This window comes from Listeria farberi (assembly GCF_014229295.1).
Taxonomy (GTDB): Bacteria; Bacillota; Bacilli; order Lactobacillales; family Listeriaceae; genus Listeria; species Listeria farberi.
In genome coordinates this window covers 43,046-64,621 of record NZ_JAARZL010000005.1, presented here as the reverse complement: position 1 = coordinate 64,621, position 21,576 = coordinate 43,046, and the positions used below count along the sequence as shown (strand labels likewise).

Here is a 21,576-nt window from a genome sequence, read left to right as displayed (position 1 = left end):
CTACTCACCCTTTTTCAAACGCTTGCGCTCTTTGTGGATAACAAACATAAATTGAGGTATCGCAAAAAAACGTCTCCATCTAGAAGGATTCGCTAGCAATCTATAAACCCATTCAAGTCTTAGCTTTATCCAAATTTTAGGCGCTCGTTTTACATTATCAGTTAATACATCAAAACTTCCGCCAACACCGATAAAAATGCCCTTAGAAAAATTAGCCATTTGAGATAAAATCCATTTTTCTTGAGCAGGTGAACCTAACGCAACAAAAATAACATCTGGTTTAGAAGAGATTATTTCTTTAGCAATTTCTTCGCTCTCAAGCGCATCAAAATAACCATGATGAACACCACAAACAATCGCTTCTGGATATTTTTCATTGACTTTACTCTCTATCCCTTGGCTAACTTCTGGTTTCGCCCCTAAAAAATAACAACGTAGAGGCTTTTCTAATAAACCAATCATTGTATCATAACCAGTAACTCGTTCTTTTAGAGGAGTTTCAAGTTTTTCAGAAGCCATGATAATACCAATACCATCCGGAACAATGTAGTCAGCTTGACGCAAAATCCCCTCAAATTCCTTATCAGTCCGAGCGTGCATTACGATTTCGGGATTTGCTGTTACTACAAAACATCGTTCTTCATTTTTAGCAATAGTATGCAATTCCTCTACAAAATCAGCTTGAGTTGTATTGTAAAAAGGTATATTTAAAATTGAAATTTCCTGCTTTTTCATATGAATCTCCTAAAAAACTTTATTATGTATAAGTTTATCATAAAATAGAGTCTCTTCCTATTTTTAATCAAAAAAAGCTGTAAATAGCATAATGCCATTTACAGCTTTTCTATATGGAGTAAATTAATTTAAAATTTGTACTTTAACTTGTTTTACGCCCCAGTTATTAGCTTCTTGTACTGAGTTTAAATGTACATCAATTTTATTACCTTTAATTGCACCACCAGTATCAGCTGCAATCGCTTCTCCGTATCCTTCAACATATACTTTTGAACCTAGAGGAATAACAGATGGATCTACTGCAATAACACGTGAATTATCATTTAAGTCAATTCCTGTAGCTGTCATATGACCCATTCCAGGTTCAGCTTTACTATATGCAGTAGCTGTAACTGTTAGCACTTTAGAAACATTCCCTTGGGCTGATGATGAACTGTTTGACGATTCATTAGATGCTGTTGATTTTTGAGTAGTTTGTGTTGCATTTTCTTCTTTTGGTTGTTCAGCTGGTTGTTCTGTAGCGTTACTTTCTGAATTTTTATTTTCAGAAGTAGTACTTTCACTAGCTTGAGCATTTTCACCTACAGACAATTTTTGACCAACTATGATTAAATCCGATGAAAGATTATTCCATTCTTTTAATTGGTTGACTGTCACACCGTTATCTGCTGCAATATGTCCTAATGTGTCTCCAGCTACAACAGTATACTCCGAACCGTTACTCGTAACTGCTTTTTTCTCACCACTATTTACTTGCAATGTTTGGTTTGGAAAAATTAAGTTCGAGCTTAAGTTATTGTCTTCTTTCAATTGTTTTATAGAGATATTATTTTCATTTGAAATTTTCCAAAGCGAGTCACCGTCTTGTACTTTATACTCAGCCGCAAAAGCTTGAGTTGAACCAGATCCTGCAATAATTAAACCAGCCGCAATGGCTACTACTGTTTTCTTCATGTAATTATTTCCCTCCTTGATTACTTTCGAGGATAATCGTACCATATGAAACTTTGGGCTTGGTTACTAAAAAATTAAGGATGTATGACAGGCACCCGAATAGCTTCTAAAATTCTGCAATATTTGTAAATTACCTTTATTGTCTGATTTTTACTGTTTATGCTTCAATTGAGTCTAACTTTCTTTTACCTTAGCTCATTACTATAGTTCGCTTCTCTTTAATACTGTTATAAGATAGTTTGTACGCTCAATTATTTATATTAAAAAAGTAGAACTGGAAAAATTTTCCATTACAAATAACGCCCAAAATTAGTTCTATTATTCGTTATTTCGTCTAAGTTTTTATAAATTATTAGTTAAACTTAATGTTTTATAACAAAGTATTACATCATTCATCATCTTCTTGAGAGATATTAACCACGTTCTCCTCTTTATTTCTACTTGATAAATACCTAATTTGATGAACTAATACCTCCGTAATATAGACTTTTTGTTCTTCCTTATTCAAATATTGTCTAGATTGTAGTTCTCCTATTACGCCTACTAATTGTCCTTTGCTACAAAATTCAGCAGTTGCTTCTGCCCGTTTGCCCCAAATAACACATTGAATAAAATCCGCATCATTATCGACTCTTTTATTTTTTCCAAAGCGGTTTAAAGCTATAGTCATATTCAAAACCGCCTTGTCTTCTGTAGTCCATTTTAGTTCTGGATTCTTTGTTAAACGTCCTACTAAAGTTACTTGATTAATCATATAATCGCCTCTTTCTTTTGGTGTAATGCGATTATATTTGATAAAAATTTCTTTGTAAAATGGATAAAACTTTATTTTCTCCAGGTTTAAGGCAACAAAAAAGCTAGTTTCTTCTATAGGAAAATCATAGTTTTATAATGAACTAATTAGTACAAAACACTAATTTAGCAAATTGAAACTTTTTTTAGCATATGCTATCTTAAGAATATTAAAAAGCACCAAAATCCAATTTGGACTTCAGTGCTCTCTATTTTTATTGTGGTAAATCTGACAAGGCAAACATAATCTCTGCCTCACAAACCAAATCGCCTTCTACTGTGGCCTTTACTTTAGCCTTAGCAATAGCGCCCCTCATTCGAGTGATTTCTGCTTCGAGTAAGAGTTGGTCACCTGGCACAACTTGACGTTTAAAACGGCATCCATCAATCCCTGCAAATAAACCAATCTTGCCTTTATTAGCTTCACTTTGCATCATTGCGATTCCACTTGTCTGAGCAAGTGCTTCTACAATTAGAACACCTGGCATTACCGGATACTCTGGAAAATGACCATTAAAGAATTCTTCATTAACAGTTACATTCTTTATAGCTGTTACTTTTTTTCCTTCTTCAACTGAGATAACTCTATCTACTAATAAAAACGGATAACGATGAGGTAAAATTTCTTTGATTTTTTTAATATCTAACATATAAATCCCCCATATTCAAATTTAGATACGACCACGTTTTTTATTTGTTAATGATTCAAGCAAAATACCGGTACCAAGTGCTACAACATCTAAAGGATTTTCAGTAATTAGAACTGGAACTTTTAATTGTTCCGACATTAGTTCATCTAAGCCATGTAATAGTGAGCCGCCACCAGTCATAATAATTCCTCTATCAATAATATCTGCTGAAAGCTCTGGAGGAGTTTGCTCTAAAACTTGTTTAGCTGCTAAAACCATTAAGTTTAATGAATCATGAATAGCTTCTTCTACTTCAGAGCTAGTAATTGAAATCGTCTTAGGTAAGCCACTTACTAAGTCTCTACCGCGAATCTCCATTACTTCTTCTTTAGTACCCCGGCATGCAGTTCCAATGCTTACTTTAATATTTTCAGCAGTTCTTTCACCAATAAGTAAGTTGTACTTTCTTTTAACATAATTTAAGATATCAGCGTCCCATTTATTACCTGCCACTTTTACGGACTGGCTTGTTACAATATCACCCATAGATAATACTGCTACATCTGCTGTTCCACCACCGATATCAATAATCATATTACCAGAAGGTTCAAAGATTTCCATACCAGCACCGATAGCTGCAACTTTAGGTTCTTCTTCCAAAAATACTTGTTTTCCACCACTTTTTTCAGCAACTTCTCTAATTGCTTTTTGCTCAACAGAAGTAATATTCGTCGGGCAACAAATTAAAATGCGTGGACGCGAAAAAAAGGTTTTCAGGTTCAACTTCTGTATAAAGAAACGCAGCATTTCTTGGACAATATCAAAATCAGCAATAACACCATCTTTCATAGGTTTGATTGCGGTAATATTCCCTGGAGTTCTACCAACCATATCTCTAGCTTCTGTTCCAACTGCTAGCACTTGTCCAGTTTTATTGTTTATAGCGACAACTGAAGGCTCATTAACAACGATTCCTCTTCCTTTAACATGAATTAATACATTAGCTGTACCTAAATCGATACCAACATCTTTTGCCATTTACATTTTAACTCCTTTCGTGGTGTACACTTAATTTTACATCTCATTCTGAATTATAGCATAATTTGAGGTAAGCTGAAATGTATATTTCATGACAAGCTGTTTTTTTTAACTACAATAAAAAAACCGTACCAAAAGATACGGTTTTTACAAATTTAATATTAGAATAAGGATGCTAAATTCGTTACATCAATTTTAGAATCATCTACACGTTCTACATCTGCACCAAGCGATTGGAGTTTTCCGTGGAAATTATTATAGCCACGATCTAAGTATTTAAGTTCTGTTACTTGTGTATAACCATCCGCAACAAGACCTGCAAGAATAAGCGCTGCTGCTGCACGTAAATCAGTCGCTGCAACTTCAGCTCCTTGTAGTTTTGCCGGACCAGAAATAATAACAGAATGTCCTTCAATTTTCATATCTGCATTCATTCGGCGCATTTCTTCAACATGCATGAAGCGATTTTCAAAAACAGTTTCTGTCATAATACTTGTGCCTTCGCTTAACATTTGAATAACCATCATTTGTGATTGCATATCAGTTGGGAAACCTGGGTGTGGCATGGTTTTAACATCCACAGCTTTCAATTTATCTGGTCCAATGACACGAATGCCATTTTCTTCTTCAATAATTTGAACGCCCATTTCTTCTAATTTAGCAATTAATGAACTAATGTGTTCAGGTACTGCATCTTCAATTAAAACATTTCCGCCTGTAATTGCTGCAGCTATCATAAAGGTACCTGCTTCAATACGATCAGGAATAATAGAATGCTCAGTGGCAGTTAATTCCTTAACTCCTTCAATTCTTATTACTTCAGTTCCTGCTCCAATAACTCTGGCACCCATTTGGTTAAGGAAATTCGCCAAATCTACAATCTCAGGCTCGCGAGCGACATTCTCTATCACTGTTGTTCCTTCAGCTAAAGTAGCAGCCATCATAATATTCTGTGTTGCTCCAACACTTGGGAAATCTAAGTATACTTTAGCACCTACTAATTTTTCAGCAGTAGCTTCAATATAACCATTTTCGATTTTAACAATTGCACCCATTGCTTCAAAGCCTTTTAAATGTAAATCAACTGGTCTTGAACCAATTGCACATCCTCCTGGTAAAGCTACACGAGCTGAACCAGTACGAGCTAATAGTGGTCCCATTACAACAATAGAAGCACGCATTTTTCGAACATACTCAAAAGGTGCATCAGAAGTGATTTCTCCTGTTGCATCAACTGTTACTTCATCATCTACAAAAGAAACATCCGCATTTAAATATTTAAGTACTTCATTAATTGTGAATACATCAGACAAATTTGGGACATTTTTTAATACGCTAGTACCTTTACTCGCAAGTAATGTAGCAGCTATTACCGGTAGTACAGCATTTTTGGCGCCTTCCATTTTTACAGAACCATTTAACTGTTTTCCACCGCGTACAATAATTTTTTCCAAAAAGAACCCCTCCGCGTTACTAATAACTAAATCATTTATCGAATTTTATTAATCAAAATTTAATTTTAAAACATATCTTAGTAATTCTACCACTTATCACCCTAAAATATCAACTGATTTTAATGCATTATTAAAGTTGTTATAAGCTTCTGTTAATTTTTTACTACTTATAGTAGTTTTTCTAACCAAAAAAATTAATTAATTGTTTGGAAGCTGCTAGATAATCTAAGAAGAAATTGCTTAATGTATAACCTAATACAATCGAAATAATCACGAATAACAATCTAGCTTGTGTAACATGATTTTTCTTGATAAATTTCTCATAATTAATTGCTTGCAATGACCAAAAAGTAATAACTATAAATAGTAAATGTGAAATGATGATGACATATGGTGATTCCATAATAATATTATACATGCGTTCGCTCCTCAAATTTCGCTACTACTCATTTTAACAAATACCGCTAGGAAAAAACAGTTAATACACTTATGAGTATATAAAAAAACTTCCCGGCAATTTGACCAGGAAGTTTTATGATTATTAATTGTGTTCTTTTGCATGAATTCGGTTGATAGCTCTTTGTAGTGCTAATCGAGCCATTACTTCATCCACTTTTTGTTCTTTCGCACGACTAAGTTCTTCTTCTGCGCGTTGTTTTGCTTTTTCAGCGCGATTAATATCAATATCTTGTTCGCGCTCAGCAGTATCCGCGAGAATATTAACTTCTTCGCCGTTTACTTCCATAAAGCCACCATTTACAGCGACCCATTCCTCACCAGACTCTACTTTTAGACGAACAATGTCGATTTTAAGTGGAGCAACTAGTGGAACATGGCCAGGTAAAATACCGAGTTCACCTGCTTTTGTTCTAGCAATAACCATTTGAGCAACGCCTTCATAAACAGGGCCGTCTGGAGTAACAATACTAACATTTAATGAACCCATACGTATTTCCTCCTGTTTTTATCAGACTTCAACGCCCATGTCTTTTGCTTTTTCAAGAACTTCCTCAATGCGTCCAACAGAACGGAATGCATCTTCAGGAATATGGTCGTATTTTCCAGCTAATAAGTCTTTGAATCCTTTAACTGTTTCTTTAACAGGGACATAAGAACCTTTTTGGCCTGTAAATTGTTCTGCAACGTGGAAATTTTGTGATAAGAAGAATTGTACACGACGCGCGCGGGAAACAGATTGTTTATCTTCATCAGATAACTCATCCATACCTAAGATTGCGATGATATCTTGTAATTCTTTATATCTTTGTAATAAACGTTGTACTTCTGTTGCTACTGCATAGTGTTCTTCCCCAACAATATCAGGAGAAAGGGCACGCGATGTAGAAGCAAGTGGATCTACCGCTGGATAAATACCTTGTTCTGTTAATTTACGTTCCAAGTTAGTTGTTGCATCTAGATGGGCGAAAGTTGTAGCCGGAGCCGGGTCAGTATAGTCATCGGCTGGTACATAAATCGCTTGGATAGAAGTAACAGATCCAACGTTAGTAGATGTAATACGTTCTTGTAATTGACCCATTTCAGTAGCTAGAGTTGGTTGGTAACCTACCGCAGATGGCATACGACCTAGTAAAGCCGAAACCTCTGAACCAGCTTGTGTGAAACGGAAAATGTTATCAATGAATAAAAGTACGTCTTGATGTTCTTCATCACGGAAATATTCAGCAATTGTTAGACCAGTTAAGGCAACACGCATACGTGCACCTGGTGGCTCGTTCATTTGACCGAATACCATCGCTGTTTTTTCAATAACGCCTGAATCTTTCATTTCAAAGTAAAGATCGTTCCCTTCACGAGTACGTTCTCCAACGCCCGCGAACACAGAAATACCACCATGTTCTTGTGCGATATTATGGATAAGCTCTTGAATTAGAACAGTTTTACCAACACCTGCACCACCGAACAATCCGATTTTACCACCTTTTAAGTATGGCGCTAACAAGTCAACTACTTTAATTCCTGTTTCGAGAATTTCTGTTGTTGTTGCTAATTGATCAAAAGTTGGAGCTTCACGGTGAATTTTATTACGTTTAATATCGCTTGGAAGTGGTTCGTCCAAATCGATGGTGTTTCCTAATACATTAAATACACGACCAAGAGTTACTGTACCAACTGGAACTGTAATTGGGCTCCCAGTATCAATAACTTCCATACCTCTTTGAACACCATCTGTTGATGCCATTGCGATTGTACGAACAACGTCATCACCTAATTGGATGGCTACTTCTAAAGTAAGTTGGCTAGTTGGTGCTTCTTCTGCATCAGATTTATATTCAATAACTAGGGCATTGTAGATTTCAGGTAAGTTTCCACCTTCAAATTTAACGTCTACAACTGGACCCATAACTTGGATTACTTGTCCTTTAGACATGCAATTATTCCTCCTCACTTACCTTCCCATTTATAGGGACGTTACAAGAAACGCCGACTTCTATTCGAGCGCGGCTGCTCCTCCGACGATTTCGGTAATTTCTTGCGTGATCGCAGCTTGGCGAGCACGGTTATATTGTAGTGATAAGTCACTGATTAAATCGGATGCATTGTCTGTCGCGCTTCTCATGGCAGTCATACGAGCAGCATGTTCAGCGGCTTTGGCATCCAGAAGTGCTCCGAAAATTAGGCTTTCCACATATTGCGGTAATAATACTTCCAGGATTTCTTGTTCGGAAGGCTCGAATTCATATGTAGTTAAATCTACATCTGTTTCGTTACCTTTTTCGTGAAATTCTGTCAGTGGCAATAGTTGCTCTTTTCTCAGTTCACTAGAAATAGAATTAATATGGTGATTATAATAAATGAAAACCTCGTCATAAACACCATCTTCAAACATTTGAACTGTGTTACTAGCAATATCTTTAATTTCCGCAAATATCGGGTGATCTGTAATGCCTTGTACTTCTAAAACCACGTTCATTTGGCGCGCTTTGAAAAAGTCACGAGCAGATCTACCTACAGTGATTATTGCATATTCATCACTTGACGTATGCTTTTTATTAATTTCTTGAAATACTTCTTTGATTACAGAACTATTGTAAGAACCTGCAAGTCCAGTATCAGAAGTAAGTACGATATAACCAGTACGGTGGACAGGTCTAGATACAAGCATTGGATGATCGCTACTGTTACCAGTGCTAGCAACATGTGTTACTACGTCTTTAATTTTAGAAACGTAAGGCTCATATGAACGAGCATTAGATTCTGCACGACCTAGTTTTGCTGCTGAAACCATTTGCATTGCTTTTGTAATTTGACTTGTTTTACGTGTAGAAGTTATTCGTTGTTTAATATCGATTAAAGATGCCAAAGATTTTCACCACCTTTGAATTTATTCCGAGTCTAAATTATTTTTCTTCAGAAGGAACAAATGTATTTTTAAATTCTTTTAATGCTGCTTCAAGTTTCGCTTCATCAGGAAGTTTTTTCGTTGTACGAATTTCTTCCAAAAGCTCTGGGTGATTATGATCAAACCATGTATTCATTTCGGACTCAAAACGCAGTACATCATGAACTGGTACATCATCCAGATATTTATGAACTAGTGCATAAAGAATCAATACTTGTTTTTCAACTTTCAAAGGTTTGTGCAAATCTTGTTTTAGAACTTCTACTGTACGTTTACCACGTTCTAGTTTCGCACGAGTAGCTGCATCTAAGTCTGAACCGAATTGTGAGAAGGATTCTAGCTCACGGTAAGCGGCAAGATCTAGACGAAGTGTTCCGGCAACAGTTTTCATTGCTTTAATTTGCGCTGATCCACCTACACGGGATACGGAAAGGCCGGCATTGATCGCTGGACGTACTCCGGAGAAGAATAAATCAGATTGCAAGAAGATTTGTCCGTCTGTAATCGAGATAACGTTTGTAGGAATATAAGCAGAGATATCTCCGGCTTGTGTTTCTACGAATGGGAGAGCCGTTATGGATCCGCCACCTAGGCTATCATTTAATTTTGCAGCACGTTCAAGTAAACGGGAGTGCAAGTAGAAAACATCCCCTGGATATGCTTCACGACCTGGAGGACGACGAAGTAATAGGGACAGCTCACGGTAAGCAGCTGCTTGTTTGGATAAATCATCATATACAACTAAAACGTGTTTACCGTTATACATAAATTCTTCGGCCATTGCAACACCAGCGTAAGGAGCCAAGTAAAGAAGTGGCGCCGGTTGTGATGCAGCAGCAGTTACGACGATTGTGTAATCTAATGCACCGTGATGACGTAATGTTTCTACGGCATTACGTACTGTAGATTCTTTTTGACCGATAGCGACATAAATACAAATCATATCTTGGTCAGCTTGGTTTAGAATAGTATCAATTGCTACAGATGTTTTACCAGTTTGGCGGTCCCCAATGATTAACTCACGTTGACCACGACCAATAGGAACAAGTGCATCAATTGCTTTAATACCTGTTTGTAATGGTTCGTTTACCGATTGACGTTGCATAACACCAGGTGCTACTGCTTCAATCGGACGAGTTCCAGTTGTTTCAATTGGGCCTAAACCATCAACTGGTTGACCTAATGAGTTAACTACACGCCCAATAAGTGCTTCGCCAACAGGAACTTCCATGATTTTACCGGTACGGCGAACTTCGTCGCCTTCACGGATTTCAGTGTAAGGGCCTAGAATAATGATACCAACATCATTTGTTTCTAAGTTTTGGGCCATACCCATTACACCATTTGAGAACTCTAACAATTCACCAGCCATTGCATTATCGAGTCCATGAGCACGCGCAATACCGTCACCAATGTAGGTAACCGTACCAACATCACTCACTTTTAGTTCAGATTGATAATTTTCAATCTGCTGTTTTATGATTGAGCTGATCTCTTCAGCCTTAATGCTCATTGATTTCACCCCTCGTTAAACGGAAACTAGGCTTTAATTTGCCGTTCCATGTCCTTTAATTTCGTTTTTAGACTGTCATCATATATACGGGTTCCAATAACCACTTTGACTCCACCAAGAAGGGATTTATCAATGTGATTTTGAATGTTTAATTTTGTTTTGTTCATTTTCGCAGCAAATACTCTCGAGAGCGCCGTAAGTTCTTGTTCGGAAAGTGGAACAACAGAATAAACATCTGCATCCGCAACTCCGCGCAAGTCGTTTACGCGTTTTTGGTAAACGTCCGCAATAACAGAAAGATAATCTTCTCTGCTACGGTCGATTAAAAGATAAATAAAATCTCTTAATGTCGGATTGATTTTTTCAAAAACAGCGCTGGCAAGATTTTTCTTTTGCTCGGTCGTGAAAGTAGGATTTTCAAGTAGTTTTACAAAATCTTTATTAGCATTTAATGCGGCTTTTAATTCAGTTAGTTCTTCTGAAAAAACGTCGACTAAATCTTTATCTTGAGCTACTTGAAAAAGCGCATTGGCATAGCGACCTGCAACTTCCAAATCTTTACTCATTTGTCATCCCCTAGCCTTTCGATATAATCTTGGATAAGGTTAGATTGCTCTTTTTCATCCAGATTTTTTTCGATGACTTTCGATGCAATAAGAACAGATAAGGAACCAACTTGTTCGCGAAGAGCAGAAATAGCATCTTCTTTTTCACGCGCAATATCGGATTTCGCTTCTTCTTTTATACGTTCTGATTCACGTCTAGCAGTTTTGACAATTTCTTCGCGTTCTTTTTCACCAAGCTGTTTTGCATTCTCAATCATTGTTTGAGATTCAACACGTGCTTGTTGTAAAACACTTTTTTGTTCAGCAAGTAATTGTTCTGCTTGAGCACGGCTTTCTTCAGCCGCATCAATTTCAGAACCAATATGCTCTTCACGCTCTTTCATAACTCCCATAAGAGGTTTCCAAGCATAAATTCGGATTAAAACTAGCAAAATCGCGAAAGCAAAAAGTGTGAAGAATGCATCACCAAACGTAAATGCGGAACCAATTACTAAATGTGGTTGTAACACGCCAGTTTCACTCCTTTCTATACATTCGCTTGAATTATTCGTTCAAAATGAAAGAGATGAGGTTTTATTCCCTCCATTTCCTTCAAATTATTTATTAAGAACCATGAACGCAATAACTACAGCGATGATAGGAAGGGCCTCAACAAGACCGATACCAATGAACATGATTGTTTGTAGCATAGAACGCGCTTCTGGTTGACGCGCAACACCCTCGACAGTTTTTGATACGATAAGACCGTTACCAATACCCGCACCTAATGCACCTAATCCAACAGCGATAGCAGCTGCAATAACACCTAAAGACATATAATTATCCTCCTAATTTTTCTAAATATTATTTTTTATTACTTTTTTAAATGACTTATTTGAAAGTTAGTTTAATGTTCGTCACTTACCTTATGCGACATGTAAACCATGGTCAGCATAGTGAAAATGTACGCTTGAATTGCCCCAATGAAAATTGAGAATCCTTGCCATAGTAACGCAGGAATTATTGCTAGCACACCTACAAATATGTTCATATGAGCAAGTTGTGTTGCAATGATGGTTAACAACACTTCACCGGCAAAAATATTACCGTAAAGACGTAAACCAAGCGTTAAAGTATTAGCAAATTCTTCTACTAATTTAAGTGGGAATAAAAATTTCATTGGACTAAAGTAAGTACCAACAAAATAGTGCTTGAAACCACGCATTTTAATACCATAGTAATGCGTTAAGCCAAGAACCATTATCGCAAGTGTTAATGTGACAATTGGATCCGCTGTAGGTGAACGCCACCATACTTCATCGTTAATCGCGATTTGAAATGGCAGTCCTAGCATATTAGCTACGAAAATAAACATTAGTAGCGTAATACCAAGCACATGGAATCTCCCACCGGTTTTCCAATCCATATTACTATTAATAATACCTCTGACAAAATCCATAACCCATTCAATGAAGTTCTGCTTTCCGGTAGGTCGGCGTTGCAGATTTCTGGTACAGATAATGGCTATTAGAAGAACGATGACACAAGTCACAGTAATCATCAAAATATTAGATAGATTAAAGTCGATCCCTAATAGGCTTATCGTTGGAAATTCCTCTTCCAATTAGGTTCACCCCTCTCTTTTTAAAAACTTTTTTCTGCGGTACATGGAATACACAAAAAAATCCAGAAAAATAATTGCATATGCAAGCCCAAGTCCGATTACCATGCTATAAACATGAAAATATTCCGGCAGTTGCGTCGCTATAATAGTAGCAAATAACACGCTCCCCATTCTAAATGGCATTCCCATACCATAAAAAGAACGATTTTCAGCCAAAGCTCTAGTCATTGATTGTGTACGCCTCATTAATAGCCAGTAGTTAAACCAGCCGACGATTAAACCCAACTTAAGTCCCAAGAAAATATGTATGTATGGGGTTAAAAACCATCCACAAAGACAAACAGCAATAAAAAGAACCATATACTTTTGATGACGATGATACATGCCAATTAGCGATTCTAACATACGGGGCGCAATCCTTTCTTTTTCAAAAGATTTTTCTTTCCAGATGACCATTTTGAAATCTCAGGGAGTAAGTTTGGTTTGTGAAAACAAGCACATTTTCCCCAATTCATCCCAATCCCAAACACACATGAAAGCCTTATCAGCGTGTCAGTTCTTAGCATACAACAGCCAAAAGAGAAAAGTCAATACACTTTCACAAATTGTGAGTACATCTATTACTAATAGTACCACAATCGGACCCATCCATAAAAGAATAGCCTATTATTTCTGAGATTTTTTTGATTTCAAAATCTAGTCGTTTCTTAGATTGCTCCGCCAGAATTATTTTTGTCCATTTAACAGCAACCAACACCTCCGTAATCATTGGAAAAACTAGTTGACCATTCGTGTGTTATTTCACAAAAAGGCCAAAACCACTTTCTTCCGCACAAATAAAAAAACTTCTACCACTATTGGTAAAAGAATTCGATACGATTATTCGCAAAATTCGCGACCGAAAGTTCTTTTCCCAAGAAAAAGAACGGAAAAAACAGCCGGACTCACTTATCATGAGTTGCATTTTGATATAGAGTGCCCGTATAAATTCCAATTCAGTCAACGCGAAACCTAGCGTCGGCGGGATTGTAGTGAATACTGAGCGCAGTCTTCTATCCCTATGCTAAAAACAAGCTATTTTTTGGGCTCTTATATTAATAACATTGACCATCTTATCACATGTAACATAAAAGAACTAGTGAAAATTAGGCGTGTAACATATCTGTAACAATAAGGCGCTTTCATTCCAAATAAAGAGGAAAACTAGCCTTTTAACACCTAGTTTTCCACTGAGTTTTACACAATAAAATCTTCTGGCCTCTTCGTTCCATTAAATTGACTTTTAATTGCCGCCAAAATTCTATTAGCAGCAAAACCATCACCATATGGATTGGCCGCTTTCGCCATTTTATCATGATTTTCTTTATTATCAAGCAAATTTAGCGCTTCTTTAATTAGATCCGCTTTATTTGTTCCGATGAGTTTTAACGTTCCTGCTTCGATTCCTTCTGGACGCTCTGTTGTATCACGCAAAACTAAAACTGGTACACCCATGCCTGGAGCTTCTTCTTGTACACCGCCTGAATCGGTAAAAACAAGATAAGACTTGCGCAAGAAATTATGAAAATCAATTGCATCGAGTGGCTCGATTAAATGAATGCGTTCATGTCCACCTAAAATTTTCGTCGCTTTTTCTCTAACGGCTGGATTCAAATGCATCGGGTAAACGAGTTCAACGTCCTCGCGACTTTCCACAATTTCTCGAACTGCTTCGAACATCCCTTGCATCGGTTCGCCTAAATTTTCCCTACGGTGAGCTGTCATAAGTATTAAACGATTGTCGCCAAGATTTTCTAAGATTGGGTGATGATAATCTTTTTGAACAGTTGTTTTAAGTGCATCAATAGCAGTATTTCCAGTCACAAAAATAGTAGCCGGGTTTTTCCCTTCAGCAAGCAGATTTTCTTTTGCTTGTTTGGTTGGGGAAAAGTGCATATCGGCCATAACACCCGTTAATTGGCGATTCATTTCTTCTGGAAACGGTGAGTATTTGTTCCAAGTTCTAAGTCCAGCTTCGACATGTCCTAGCATTTTTTGTTGATAAAAAGTAGCCAGCCCAGCAGCAAAGCTCGTAGTTGTGTCACCATGAACTAAAACGATATCAGGATTTTCTGTAGCAATAACGTCATTAATTCCATTCATTACACGAGAAGTTATATCGGCTAAAGTTTGGCCCTTTTTCATAATATCTAAATCAATATCTGGTTTTATATCAAAAATCGCTAAGACTTGATCTAACATTTCGCGGTGTTGAGCGGTAATAACTACCCTTGACTCAAACGTTTCTGATTCTTCTTTTAATGCCAAAACAAGCGGTGCCATTTTTATCGCCTCTGGTCTTGTCCCAAAGATACTCATTACTTTGATTTTAGCCAATTTTGAGCCTCCTTATAAAAAAACTCCTCAGAAATAGTTCGACAAAAAATTTCCCAGCCTGCGAAAAAGCAGCACTGTTTATCATTCCTTATCTCACTAAACCGAGGAGATTATTAATTATTTAGTTCCAAATAATCTATCGCCAGCATCTCCTAAGCCTGGACGGATATAACCATTTTCGTCTAGCTTTTCATCTAAGCCAGCCACATAGATTTCTACATCAGGGTGCGCATCTTGAAGTGCTTTAACGCCTTCAGGAGCTGCTACTAGACACATGAATTTCATATTACGAGCGCCGCGTTTTTTCAAGCAATCGATAGCCATAATTGCTGATCCACCAGTTGCAAGCATTGGGTCTACAACGATGAAGAGACGTTCTTCTACATCAGAAGGTAATTTTACAAAATATTCTACCGGCTCAAGTGTATCATGGTCACGGTAAAGACCTACATGACCTACTTTAGCAGCTGGGATAAGTTTTAAAATGCCATCTTGCATACCAAGACCAGCTCTTAAAATTGGCACTACACCTAATTTTTTACCGGTAAGTGTTTTTGCAGTTGTTGTTTGTAGTGGTGTTTCAACTTGGATGTCTTCAAGTTCCATATCACGTGTAATTTCGTACGCCATTAATGTAGCGACTTCATCTACAAGTTCGCGGAATGCTTTTGTTCCCGTATTTTTATCTCGAATAATTGTTAATTTGTGTTGTACTAAAGGGTGATTAATTACGTGTACGTTTGCCATCGATTAGTTCGCTCCTTTGATATTGAAAATTTCCTTCTCTTATTGTATCAGAACAAGACACAAGTGCAAGGATTAATTTGCTATACATGAAAAAAACCGGATTTCTCTAAAATTAAGAAAAAACCGGTTCGCTTATTTTATAAACTTGGATAAAGCGGATATTCATTTGTTAAAGTAGCTACACGAGCTTTCACATCTGCGAGAACTTCTTCATTTTCTAAGTTATGCAGTACTTCTGCAATAAGTACGCCTACTTTTTCAATTGCCACTTCATCGAATCCACGAGTTGTCACTGCAGCAACTCCTACACGGATACCGCTTGTTACAAATGGGCTTTCTGTTTCAAATGGAATGGTATTTTTATTAACGGTAATACCAACCTCATCTAATACTTTTTCAGCAGCTTTTCCTGTTAAGCCAAGTGGTTTTAAATCAATTAATAGCAAATGATTATCCGAGCCACCTGTTAAAACCGCAACATCATTAGCTTGAAGTGTTTCTGCTAATTTTTTAGAGTTACGAATGATTTGTTCACAGTACGCAGTAAATTCAGGTTGTAATGCTTCCCCAAATGCCACTGCTTTCGCTGCGATTACGTGCATTAGTGGTCCACCTTGAATTCCTGGGAAAATAGATTTATTTAATTTTTGTTCCCATTCAGCTTTTGCTAAAATCATTCCGCCGCGAGGTCCACGAAGCGTTTTATGGGTAGTTGTTGTTGTAAAATCGGCATAAGGAACCGGATTTTGGTGTAACCCAGCAGCAACAAGTCCAGCAATATGTGCCATATCTACCATTAAGTATGCGCCAACTTCATCAGCAATTTCACGGAATTTAGCAAAATCAATTTTACGAGGATAAGCACTTGCACCTGCTACAATCATTTTTGGTTTATGTTTTAAAGCAGCTTCACGGACGATATCATAATCAATCTCTTTCGTATCTTCACGAACGCCGTATTCAACAAAATTGTATAAAACACCGCTAAAATTAACTGGACTACCATGTGTTAAATGACCACCATGTGAAAGGTTCATACCAAGCACAGTATCGCCTGGTTCAAGCACGGTATGATAAACCGCCATATTAGCTTGAGCGCCTGAGTGTGGTTGAACATTCGCATATTCAGCACCAAATAATTTTTTCGCACGGTCACGTGCTAAATCTTCCACGATATCCACGAATTCACATCCGCCATAGTAGCGTTTGCCTGGGTAACCTTCTGCATATTTATTCGTTAATACAGAACCCATTGCTTCCATTACTTGCTCACTAACAAAATTCTCAGATGCGATTAATTCGATATTCGCGCGTTGTCTACCAAGCTCTAACTTAATTGCATCAAAAACTTCTTTATCTTGCTTTTGTAAATAGACCATCTGTGGACCCCATCCTTTTCTGATAAATTTTTCAAGTGAACTGTTATGTATTATCTTTAATAATTACTTAAATCAGGTAGAAAAGCAAGCATTTTGGAATAAAAAAACGCAATTCCCGATAGTGAAGCGCTTCACTTATAGAAAACGTTCGGAAATTGCACTTTTTAGTTCGTAATAGGTAATTTCGTATTGCTCAATTGTTCCACCGTAAGGGTCTGGAATATCTATTTCATCTTCGGAAATTAGTTGAATTTTATCGCTTGCTTTCGGAAAAAGTGTTTTTAGTTCAGCTTGATGATTTTTAGTCATCACGTAGATTTGGTCTGCCCAATCCATATCTGCTTGTATGACTTTTTTAGCTTGGTGTGTTGCTGGTAAATTCATTTGCGCGAGAATCTGACGCGAATTTTCAGACATAGCATCCCCGTCCAAGGCGCGCGTCCCAGCCGAACGAACATCTAAATCCGGGCGCAAGTTCTGCAAGATTTTTTCAGCTAAAGGGCTTCGGCACGTATTTCCTGTACAAACAAATAATACCTTCATTCACGAATCCTCCTATTACCAGCAGCTTTTTCTAATCGGTTCATAATCGCTGCTCCAAGTTCCGTTTCTGGATATACTTCCGCAAAAATCACATCTACATCAGCATGGTCGAAAGCCCGTAAACCTTTGTAAAGATTGGTAGCTATTTCGTCCAATGCTTTTATACTTCCTGTTGTTTCGATGATTGCATTCGTATTTAGTTGATTTATCAGTTCTTTCGTTGCCAAAATACCAAGTTTTTTTTGAGCAGCTTCTGCTTTATTTATTTCATTTTGCCAAAACTGACTAGACCCTTCTACTAGATAAACTGGCGCTTTCGGGGCATAGTGCGTGTATTTCATGCCAGGTGCTTTTGGTTTTTCCGTTTCTTTCGTGGTATTTGTTGATATATCTACAGGACCAATTATTTGTTCGATTTGTTCTTTTGTAACACCGCCTGGGCGCAGAATAATTGGAATGTCTAATGAACAATCAATAACGGTGGATTCTAGACCTACACCCGTTGCGCCGCCGTCAATAATTCCGGCAATTTTTCCATCTAAATCTTCTATTACATGACTCGCCGTCGTCGGACTTGGTTTTCCTGAACGATTCGCGCTTGGAGCCGCAACTGGAATATTCGCTGCATCTATCAACGCTAGACTAACAGGATGTTCCGGCATACGTACACCGACTGTGGATAAACCAGCAGAAACATTAGCTGCCAAACTATCTTTTTTCAATGGAAGAATAACCGTTAGCGGACCCGGCCAAAATTTTTCCATGAGTTGGATGGCTTTCGGAGGATAACTTGCAATAAATTGATCCATTTGTTCGCGACGTGCGATGTGGACAATTAGTGGGTTATCTGATGGACGGCCTTTCGCTCTGTATATTTTTTGAATGGCTGCTTGGTTGGTCGCGTCTGCGCCAAGACCGTACACTGTTTCAGTTGGAAAAGCCACGCATTCACCACTTTGGAGTAATTTGGCTGCTTCCTGAAAGATAGCTTGGTTTGATTGTTGCTTGTTTATGTTCCAATGAATGGTTTGCATGAATTCCGGTCCCCTTTACATAACTTCTATTATATTTTAACGGTTTCTGTCTTATTTTTACAGTATTGTTTTTTAAAATCTGGAAATCGCTCTTTTTTAACAAAAGTTATCCCCAAACTGTGGATAATAACTTTGTCAATGGGGATAACTTCTTGTGAAATGTGGATAATTCGTAAAGCTAAGTAAAAAAGCCATTCTTTTTATTAAAATTTGATTAAAAAATTTTTTTGCACAACATTTTATCCACAATTTTGTGGATAACTTTGAAATAAAAAAGACGCTTCTTTTACAGAAACGCCTTTATACCAATATATTTGAACATGTTACATAGCGATCTTTTGAATTGATATCTTTGTGGATAATAATATCGGATTGTGGATAACTTTTTCCAAATAATTGTTTTACCCGTTCACCTTGTGTATAACCTATCTCTACACCTACCCAAAAAGAGGAATTTAGGACATATTTTAAGTTATCCACAAATCGTTCATAAATAGCAAGTCCATCATTTTCAGCAAACAACGCTAATGAAGGTTCGTTTTTAAGTACATAATCCGACATTTCTGCTTTTTCTGTTTCAGAAATATATGGAGGATTGGCAACAATCATATCGAATCGTTCTTCGTTTTCTTTAAATGAATCAAGTAAATCTGTTTCTACAAAACGCACATCCGCATTTAATAACAATGCATTCTTTTTGGCCACGGCAAGTGCTGGAGCGGAAATATCAGAAGCCGTCACCGAAATCTCAGGAAATGCTTTTTTGAGCGCAATCGCGATAATCCCACTTCCGGTGCACACATCTAGCACGTTTTTAACTGGATGTTTTTTCAAAAAAGCTTCTGCACAAGCAACTAACTCTTCTGTTTCGGGACGCGGAATAAGGACATCTTCTGTCACTAAAAAATCATAGCCATAAAAAGGTGCTGTTTTTAAAATATACTGCACCGGCTCACCAGCTAAGTATCTTGCAAAGTCTTCCTCAAATTGCTTTTCATGATTCGGTTCAAGCTCACGACTTATTTCCATCCAAAGTTCAGAACGCGAAAGCCCCATTCTGGTTTCTAGTAAAATTTCTGCTGCATTTTGATCCAAACCTTTTTCAAGAAGGATGGCCTCGGCATTATTTAACAATTGACTAATTTGCATCATTTAAATGCTCCAATTTACTTGTTTGATCTTCTAGGATGAGTGCGTCAATGATTTCATCAAGTTTACCTTCCATGATTTGATCTAATTTTTGAATGGTTAAGCCGATACGGTGGTCGGTTACGCGATTTTGCGGATAGTTGTATGTCCGGATACGTTCGGAGCGGTCACCCGTTCCTACAGCTGATTTACGATTGGCATCATATTCTTCGCGAGCCTCACGCTCAAATTTATCATATACACGCGCGCGCAATACTTTCATCGCTTTGTCTTTATTTTTCAACTGAGAACGTTCATCTTGCATCGAAACAACAATCCCAGTTGGAATATGCGTTAAACGTACAGCTGACATTGTTGTATTGACACTTTGTCCGCCTGCACCAGTAGATGCAAATGTATCTGTACGGATATCTTTATCGTGCAGTTCAATCTCCACTTCTTCCGCTTCTGGCAAAATAGCTACCGTCGCGGTCGACGTATGAATTCGGCCGCCTGATTCTGTTTCTGGTACACGTTGAACCCGGTGCGCGCCATTTTCATATTTCATTCTAGAAAAGGCGTCATTTCCGTTCACCATCGCAATAATTTCTTTGTAGCCGCCAATACCAGTTGGGTTCGCATCCATTATTTCTACTTTCCAACCACGTGATTCCGCATATTTACTGTACATACGGAATAAGTCACCTGCAAATAAAGCAGCTTCGTCACCACCTGCTGCCCCGCGAATTTCTAAAATAACGTTTTTGTCATCATTAGGATCTTTTGGAACGAGTAATAGTTTTAAGCGTTCTTCCAGTTCTGTTTTTTCTTTTTGAAGTTCCGCGAATTCTTCTTTGGCCATTTCGCGCATTTCATCATCTAGTTTTTCTCCTAGAAGTTCCCTTGTTTCGTCAATTTGTTCATTCACGTTTTTGTATTCACGGTATGTTTCGACTGTCGCTGTAATTCCTGACTGTTCTTTAGAAAGGTCTCGCAGTCGCTTTGGATCAGACACTACATCAGGGTCGCTTAGTAGTTCATTTAGTTCATCGTAACGGTCTTCCACCGCTTGTAATCGATCGTACATTGAATTTCAACACCTCTTTAATTTATTTTATTGGAGGATTGGCATGACATTTGCGACACACCGGGTAATAGTGGTCATTTCCACCAATCATAATTTGTTCACCTGTATAAACTGGTTTTCCTTTATCATCCACGCGTAGAACCATCGTCGCCTTTTTGGCACAAAACCAGCAAATTGTTTTCATTTCTTCTAGTTTGTCTGCGTATAGCAGTAAGTACTTAGAGCCTTCGAATAACTCATTTCGAAAATCATTTTTTAAACCATAAGCAATGACCGGGATATTCAAATCATCCACAATCTTTGCTAACTGAAATACATGTTCTTTTTCTAGAAACTGTGATTCATCTAAAAGAACACAATTTGGTTTCGGGTTAATATTCGCTACGATTTCAAAAATATTTGTGTCACTAAAAATAGGAGTTGCTTCTCGTTTCAGTCCAATTCGACTTGAAATGAAGCCAACTTGGTCTCTATCATCAATACCTGAAGTAAAAATCGCCACTGTTTTATTTTGTTCTTCATAATTATGTGCGACTTTAAGAATTTCAATGGTTTTCCCACTATTCATGGAACCATAACGGAAAAATAATTGTGCCATTAAGACCGCTCCCTTTAACTTTATAAACTCTTTTCCTAT

25 protein-coding genes are annotated in these 21,576 nt (G+C 37.4%); all 25 read right to left on the bottom strand.

All coding sequences use genetic code 11. The features are described 5' to 3' along the window. Positions 1-735, bottom strand: a complete 735-nt coding sequence (locus HCB38_RS12455; protein WP_185638689.1) for a WecB/TagA/CpsF family glycosyltransferase — start codon at positions 733-735, stop codon at positions 1-3. A gap of 123 nt (positions 736-858) precedes the next feature. Further along, positions 859-1,689 carry a LysM peptidoglycan-binding and 3D domain-containing protein gene (locus tag HCB38_RS12450; protein WP_185638687.1) on the bottom strand — a complete coding sequence of 277 codons (831 nt, stop codon included), beginning with the start codon at positions 1,687-1,689 and terminating at the stop codon, positions 859-861. Positions 1,690-2,077: 388 nt separating this feature from the next. After that, positions 2,078-2,443 (bottom strand): single-stranded DNA-binding protein, encoded by a 366-nt coding sequence (locus tag HCB38_RS12445; RefSeq protein ID WP_185619364.1) that lies wholly within the window; start codon positions 2,441-2,443, stop codon positions 2,078-2,080. A 253-nt stretch (positions 2,444-2,696) separates the two neighbouring features. After that, on the bottom strand, positions 2,697-3,131 hold the full coding sequence (fabZ, locus tag HCB38_RS12440; RefSeq protein WP_185319917.1) for a 3-hydroxyacyl-ACP dehydratase FabZ: 435 nt from the start codon (positions 3,129-3,131) through the stop codon (positions 2,697-2,699). A gap of 21 nt (positions 3,132-3,152) precedes the next feature. Then, complete coding sequence (gene mreB, locus HCB38_RS12435; RefSeq protein WP_185319918.1) at positions 3,153-4,148, bottom strand: rod shape-determining protein MreB; 996 nt, start codon at positions 4,146-4,148, stop codon at positions 3,153-3,155. Between the two features lie 161 nt (positions 4,149-4,309). Next, positions 4,310-5,602, bottom strand: a complete 1,293-nt coding sequence (gene murA / locus HCB38_RS12430; protein WP_185319919.1) for a UDP-N-acetylglucosamine 1-carboxyvinyltransferase — start codon at positions 5,600-5,602, stop codon at positions 4,310-4,312. Between the two features lie 181 nt (positions 5,603-5,783). After that, positions 5,784-6,020 (bottom strand): DUF1146 family protein, encoded by a 237-nt coding sequence (locus HCB38_RS12425; RefSeq protein WP_010991327.1) that lies wholly within the window; start codon positions 6,018-6,020, stop codon positions 5,784-5,786. A 123-nt stretch (positions 6,021-6,143) separates the two neighbouring features. Then, positions 6,144-6,548: a F0F1 ATP synthase subunit epsilon gene (locus HCB38_RS12420; RefSeq protein WP_185319920.1), complete on the bottom strand. Its 405-nt coding sequence runs from the start codon at positions 6,546-6,548 to the stop codon at positions 6,144-6,146. A gap of 21 nt (positions 6,549-6,569) precedes the next feature. Beyond that, a complete protein-coding gene (gene atpD, locus HCB38_RS12415) occupies positions 6,570-7,991 on the bottom strand; it encodes a F0F1 ATP synthase subunit beta (RefSeq protein WP_011703209.1) in 1,422 nt (473 codons plus the stop codon). Positions 7,992-8,051: 60 nt separating this feature from the next. Beyond that, the gene (locus tag HCB38_RS12410) at positions 8,052-8,924 is read right to left on the bottom strand and encodes a F0F1 ATP synthase subunit gamma (protein ID WP_003729248.1); all 873 of its coding nucleotides are present in this window, start codon (positions 8,922-8,924) and stop codon (positions 8,052-8,054) included. Between the two features lie 37 nt (positions 8,925-8,961). After that, on the bottom strand, positions 8,962-10,476 hold the full coding sequence (atpA, locus tag HCB38_RS12405) for a F0F1 ATP synthase subunit alpha (RefSeq protein WP_003727892.1): 1,515 nt from the start codon (positions 10,474-10,476) through the stop codon (positions 8,962-8,964). A 26-nt stretch (positions 10,477-10,502) separates the two neighbouring features. Next, on the bottom strand, positions 10,503-11,042 hold the full coding sequence (locus HCB38_RS12400; RefSeq protein ID WP_003772291.1) for a F0F1 ATP synthase subunit delta: 540 nt from the start codon (positions 11,040-11,042) through the stop codon (positions 10,503-10,505). After that, positions 11,039-11,551 carry a F0F1 ATP synthase subunit B gene (gene atpF, locus HCB38_RS12395; RefSeq protein ID WP_003727890.1) on the bottom strand — a complete coding sequence of 171 codons (513 nt, stop codon included), beginning with the start codon at positions 11,549-11,551 and terminating at the stop codon, positions 11,039-11,041. The genes HCB38_RS12400 and atpF overlap by 4 nt, the downstream gene beginning before the upstream one ends. A gap of 87 nt (positions 11,552-11,638) precedes the next feature. Continuing rightward, positions 11,639-11,857 (bottom strand): F0F1 ATP synthase subunit C, encoded by a 219-nt coding sequence (gene atpE, locus HCB38_RS12390; RefSeq protein ID WP_003723467.1) that lies wholly within the window; start codon positions 11,855-11,857, stop codon positions 11,639-11,641. Between the two features lie 71 nt (positions 11,858-11,928). Continuing rightward, positions 11,929-12,645, bottom strand: coding sequence for a F0F1 ATP synthase subunit A (gene atpB, locus HCB38_RS12385; RefSeq protein WP_003723468.1), 717 nt, complete (start codon positions 12,643-12,645; stop codon positions 11,929-11,931). A 6-nt stretch (positions 12,646-12,651) separates the two neighbouring features. Continuing rightward, complete coding sequence (locus tag HCB38_RS12380; protein ID WP_003729250.1) at positions 12,652-13,050, bottom strand: ATP synthase subunit I; 399 nt, start codon at positions 13,048-13,050, stop codon at positions 12,652-12,654. A 193-nt stretch (positions 13,051-13,243) separates the two neighbouring features. Further along, entirely contained in the window at positions 13,244-13,414 is a 171-nt protein-coding gene (locus HCB38_RS12375; RefSeq protein WP_185319922.1) for a hypothetical protein, read from the bottom strand. Between the two features lie 467 nt (positions 13,415-13,881). After that, positions 13,882-15,021 carry a non-hydrolyzing UDP-N-acetylglucosamine 2-epimerase gene (gene wecB / locus HCB38_RS12370; protein ID WP_185319923.1) on the bottom strand — a complete coding sequence of 380 codons (1,140 nt, stop codon included), beginning with the start codon at positions 15,019-15,021 and terminating at the stop codon, positions 13,882-13,884. A 117-nt stretch (positions 15,022-15,138) separates the two neighbouring features. Then, positions 15,139-15,768, bottom strand: a complete 630-nt coding sequence (gene upp / locus HCB38_RS12365; RefSeq protein ID WP_185319924.1) for a uracil phosphoribosyltransferase — start codon at positions 15,766-15,768, stop codon at positions 15,139-15,141. 137 nt (positions 15,769-15,905) lie between these two features. Beyond that, positions 15,906-17,147, bottom strand: a complete 1,242-nt coding sequence (gene glyA, locus HCB38_RS12360; protein ID WP_185619362.1) for a serine hydroxymethyltransferase — start codon at positions 17,145-17,147, stop codon at positions 15,906-15,908. Positions 17,148-17,282: 135 nt separating this feature from the next. Further along, the gene (locus HCB38_RS12355; protein ID WP_185608113.1) at positions 17,283-17,690 is read right to left on the bottom strand and encodes a low molecular weight protein arginine phosphatase; all 408 of its coding nucleotides are present in this window, start codon (positions 17,688-17,690) and stop codon (positions 17,283-17,285) included. Continuing rightward, the gene (locus HCB38_RS12350; RefSeq protein ID WP_185638685.1) at positions 17,687-18,724 is read right to left on the bottom strand and encodes an L-threonylcarbamoyladenylate synthase; all 1,038 of its coding nucleotides are present in this window, start codon (positions 18,722-18,724) and stop codon (positions 17,687-17,689) included. Before HCB38_RS12350 ends, HCB38_RS12355 begins: the two co-directional genes overlap by 4 nt. 300 nt (positions 18,725-19,024) lie before the next feature. Next, the gene (gene prmC / locus HCB38_RS12345) at positions 19,025-19,876 is read right to left on the bottom strand and encodes a peptide chain release factor N(5)-glutamine methyltransferase (RefSeq protein WP_185638683.1); all 852 of its coding nucleotides are present in this window, start codon (positions 19,874-19,876) and stop codon (positions 19,025-19,027) included. Continuing rightward, a complete protein-coding gene (prfA, locus tag HCB38_RS12340; RefSeq protein ID WP_185608110.1) occupies positions 19,863-20,939 on the bottom strand; it encodes a peptide chain release factor 1 in 1,077 nt (358 codons plus the stop codon). Before prfA ends, prmC begins: the two co-directional genes overlap by 14 nt. A gap of 22 nt (positions 20,940-20,961) precedes the next feature. Continuing rightward, the gene (locus HCB38_RS12335; protein ID WP_185319930.1) at positions 20,962-21,537 is read right to left on the bottom strand and encodes a thymidine kinase; all 576 of its coding nucleotides are present in this window, start codon (positions 21,535-21,537) and stop codon (positions 20,962-20,964) included. Positions 21,538-21,576: the final 39 nt, after the last annotated feature.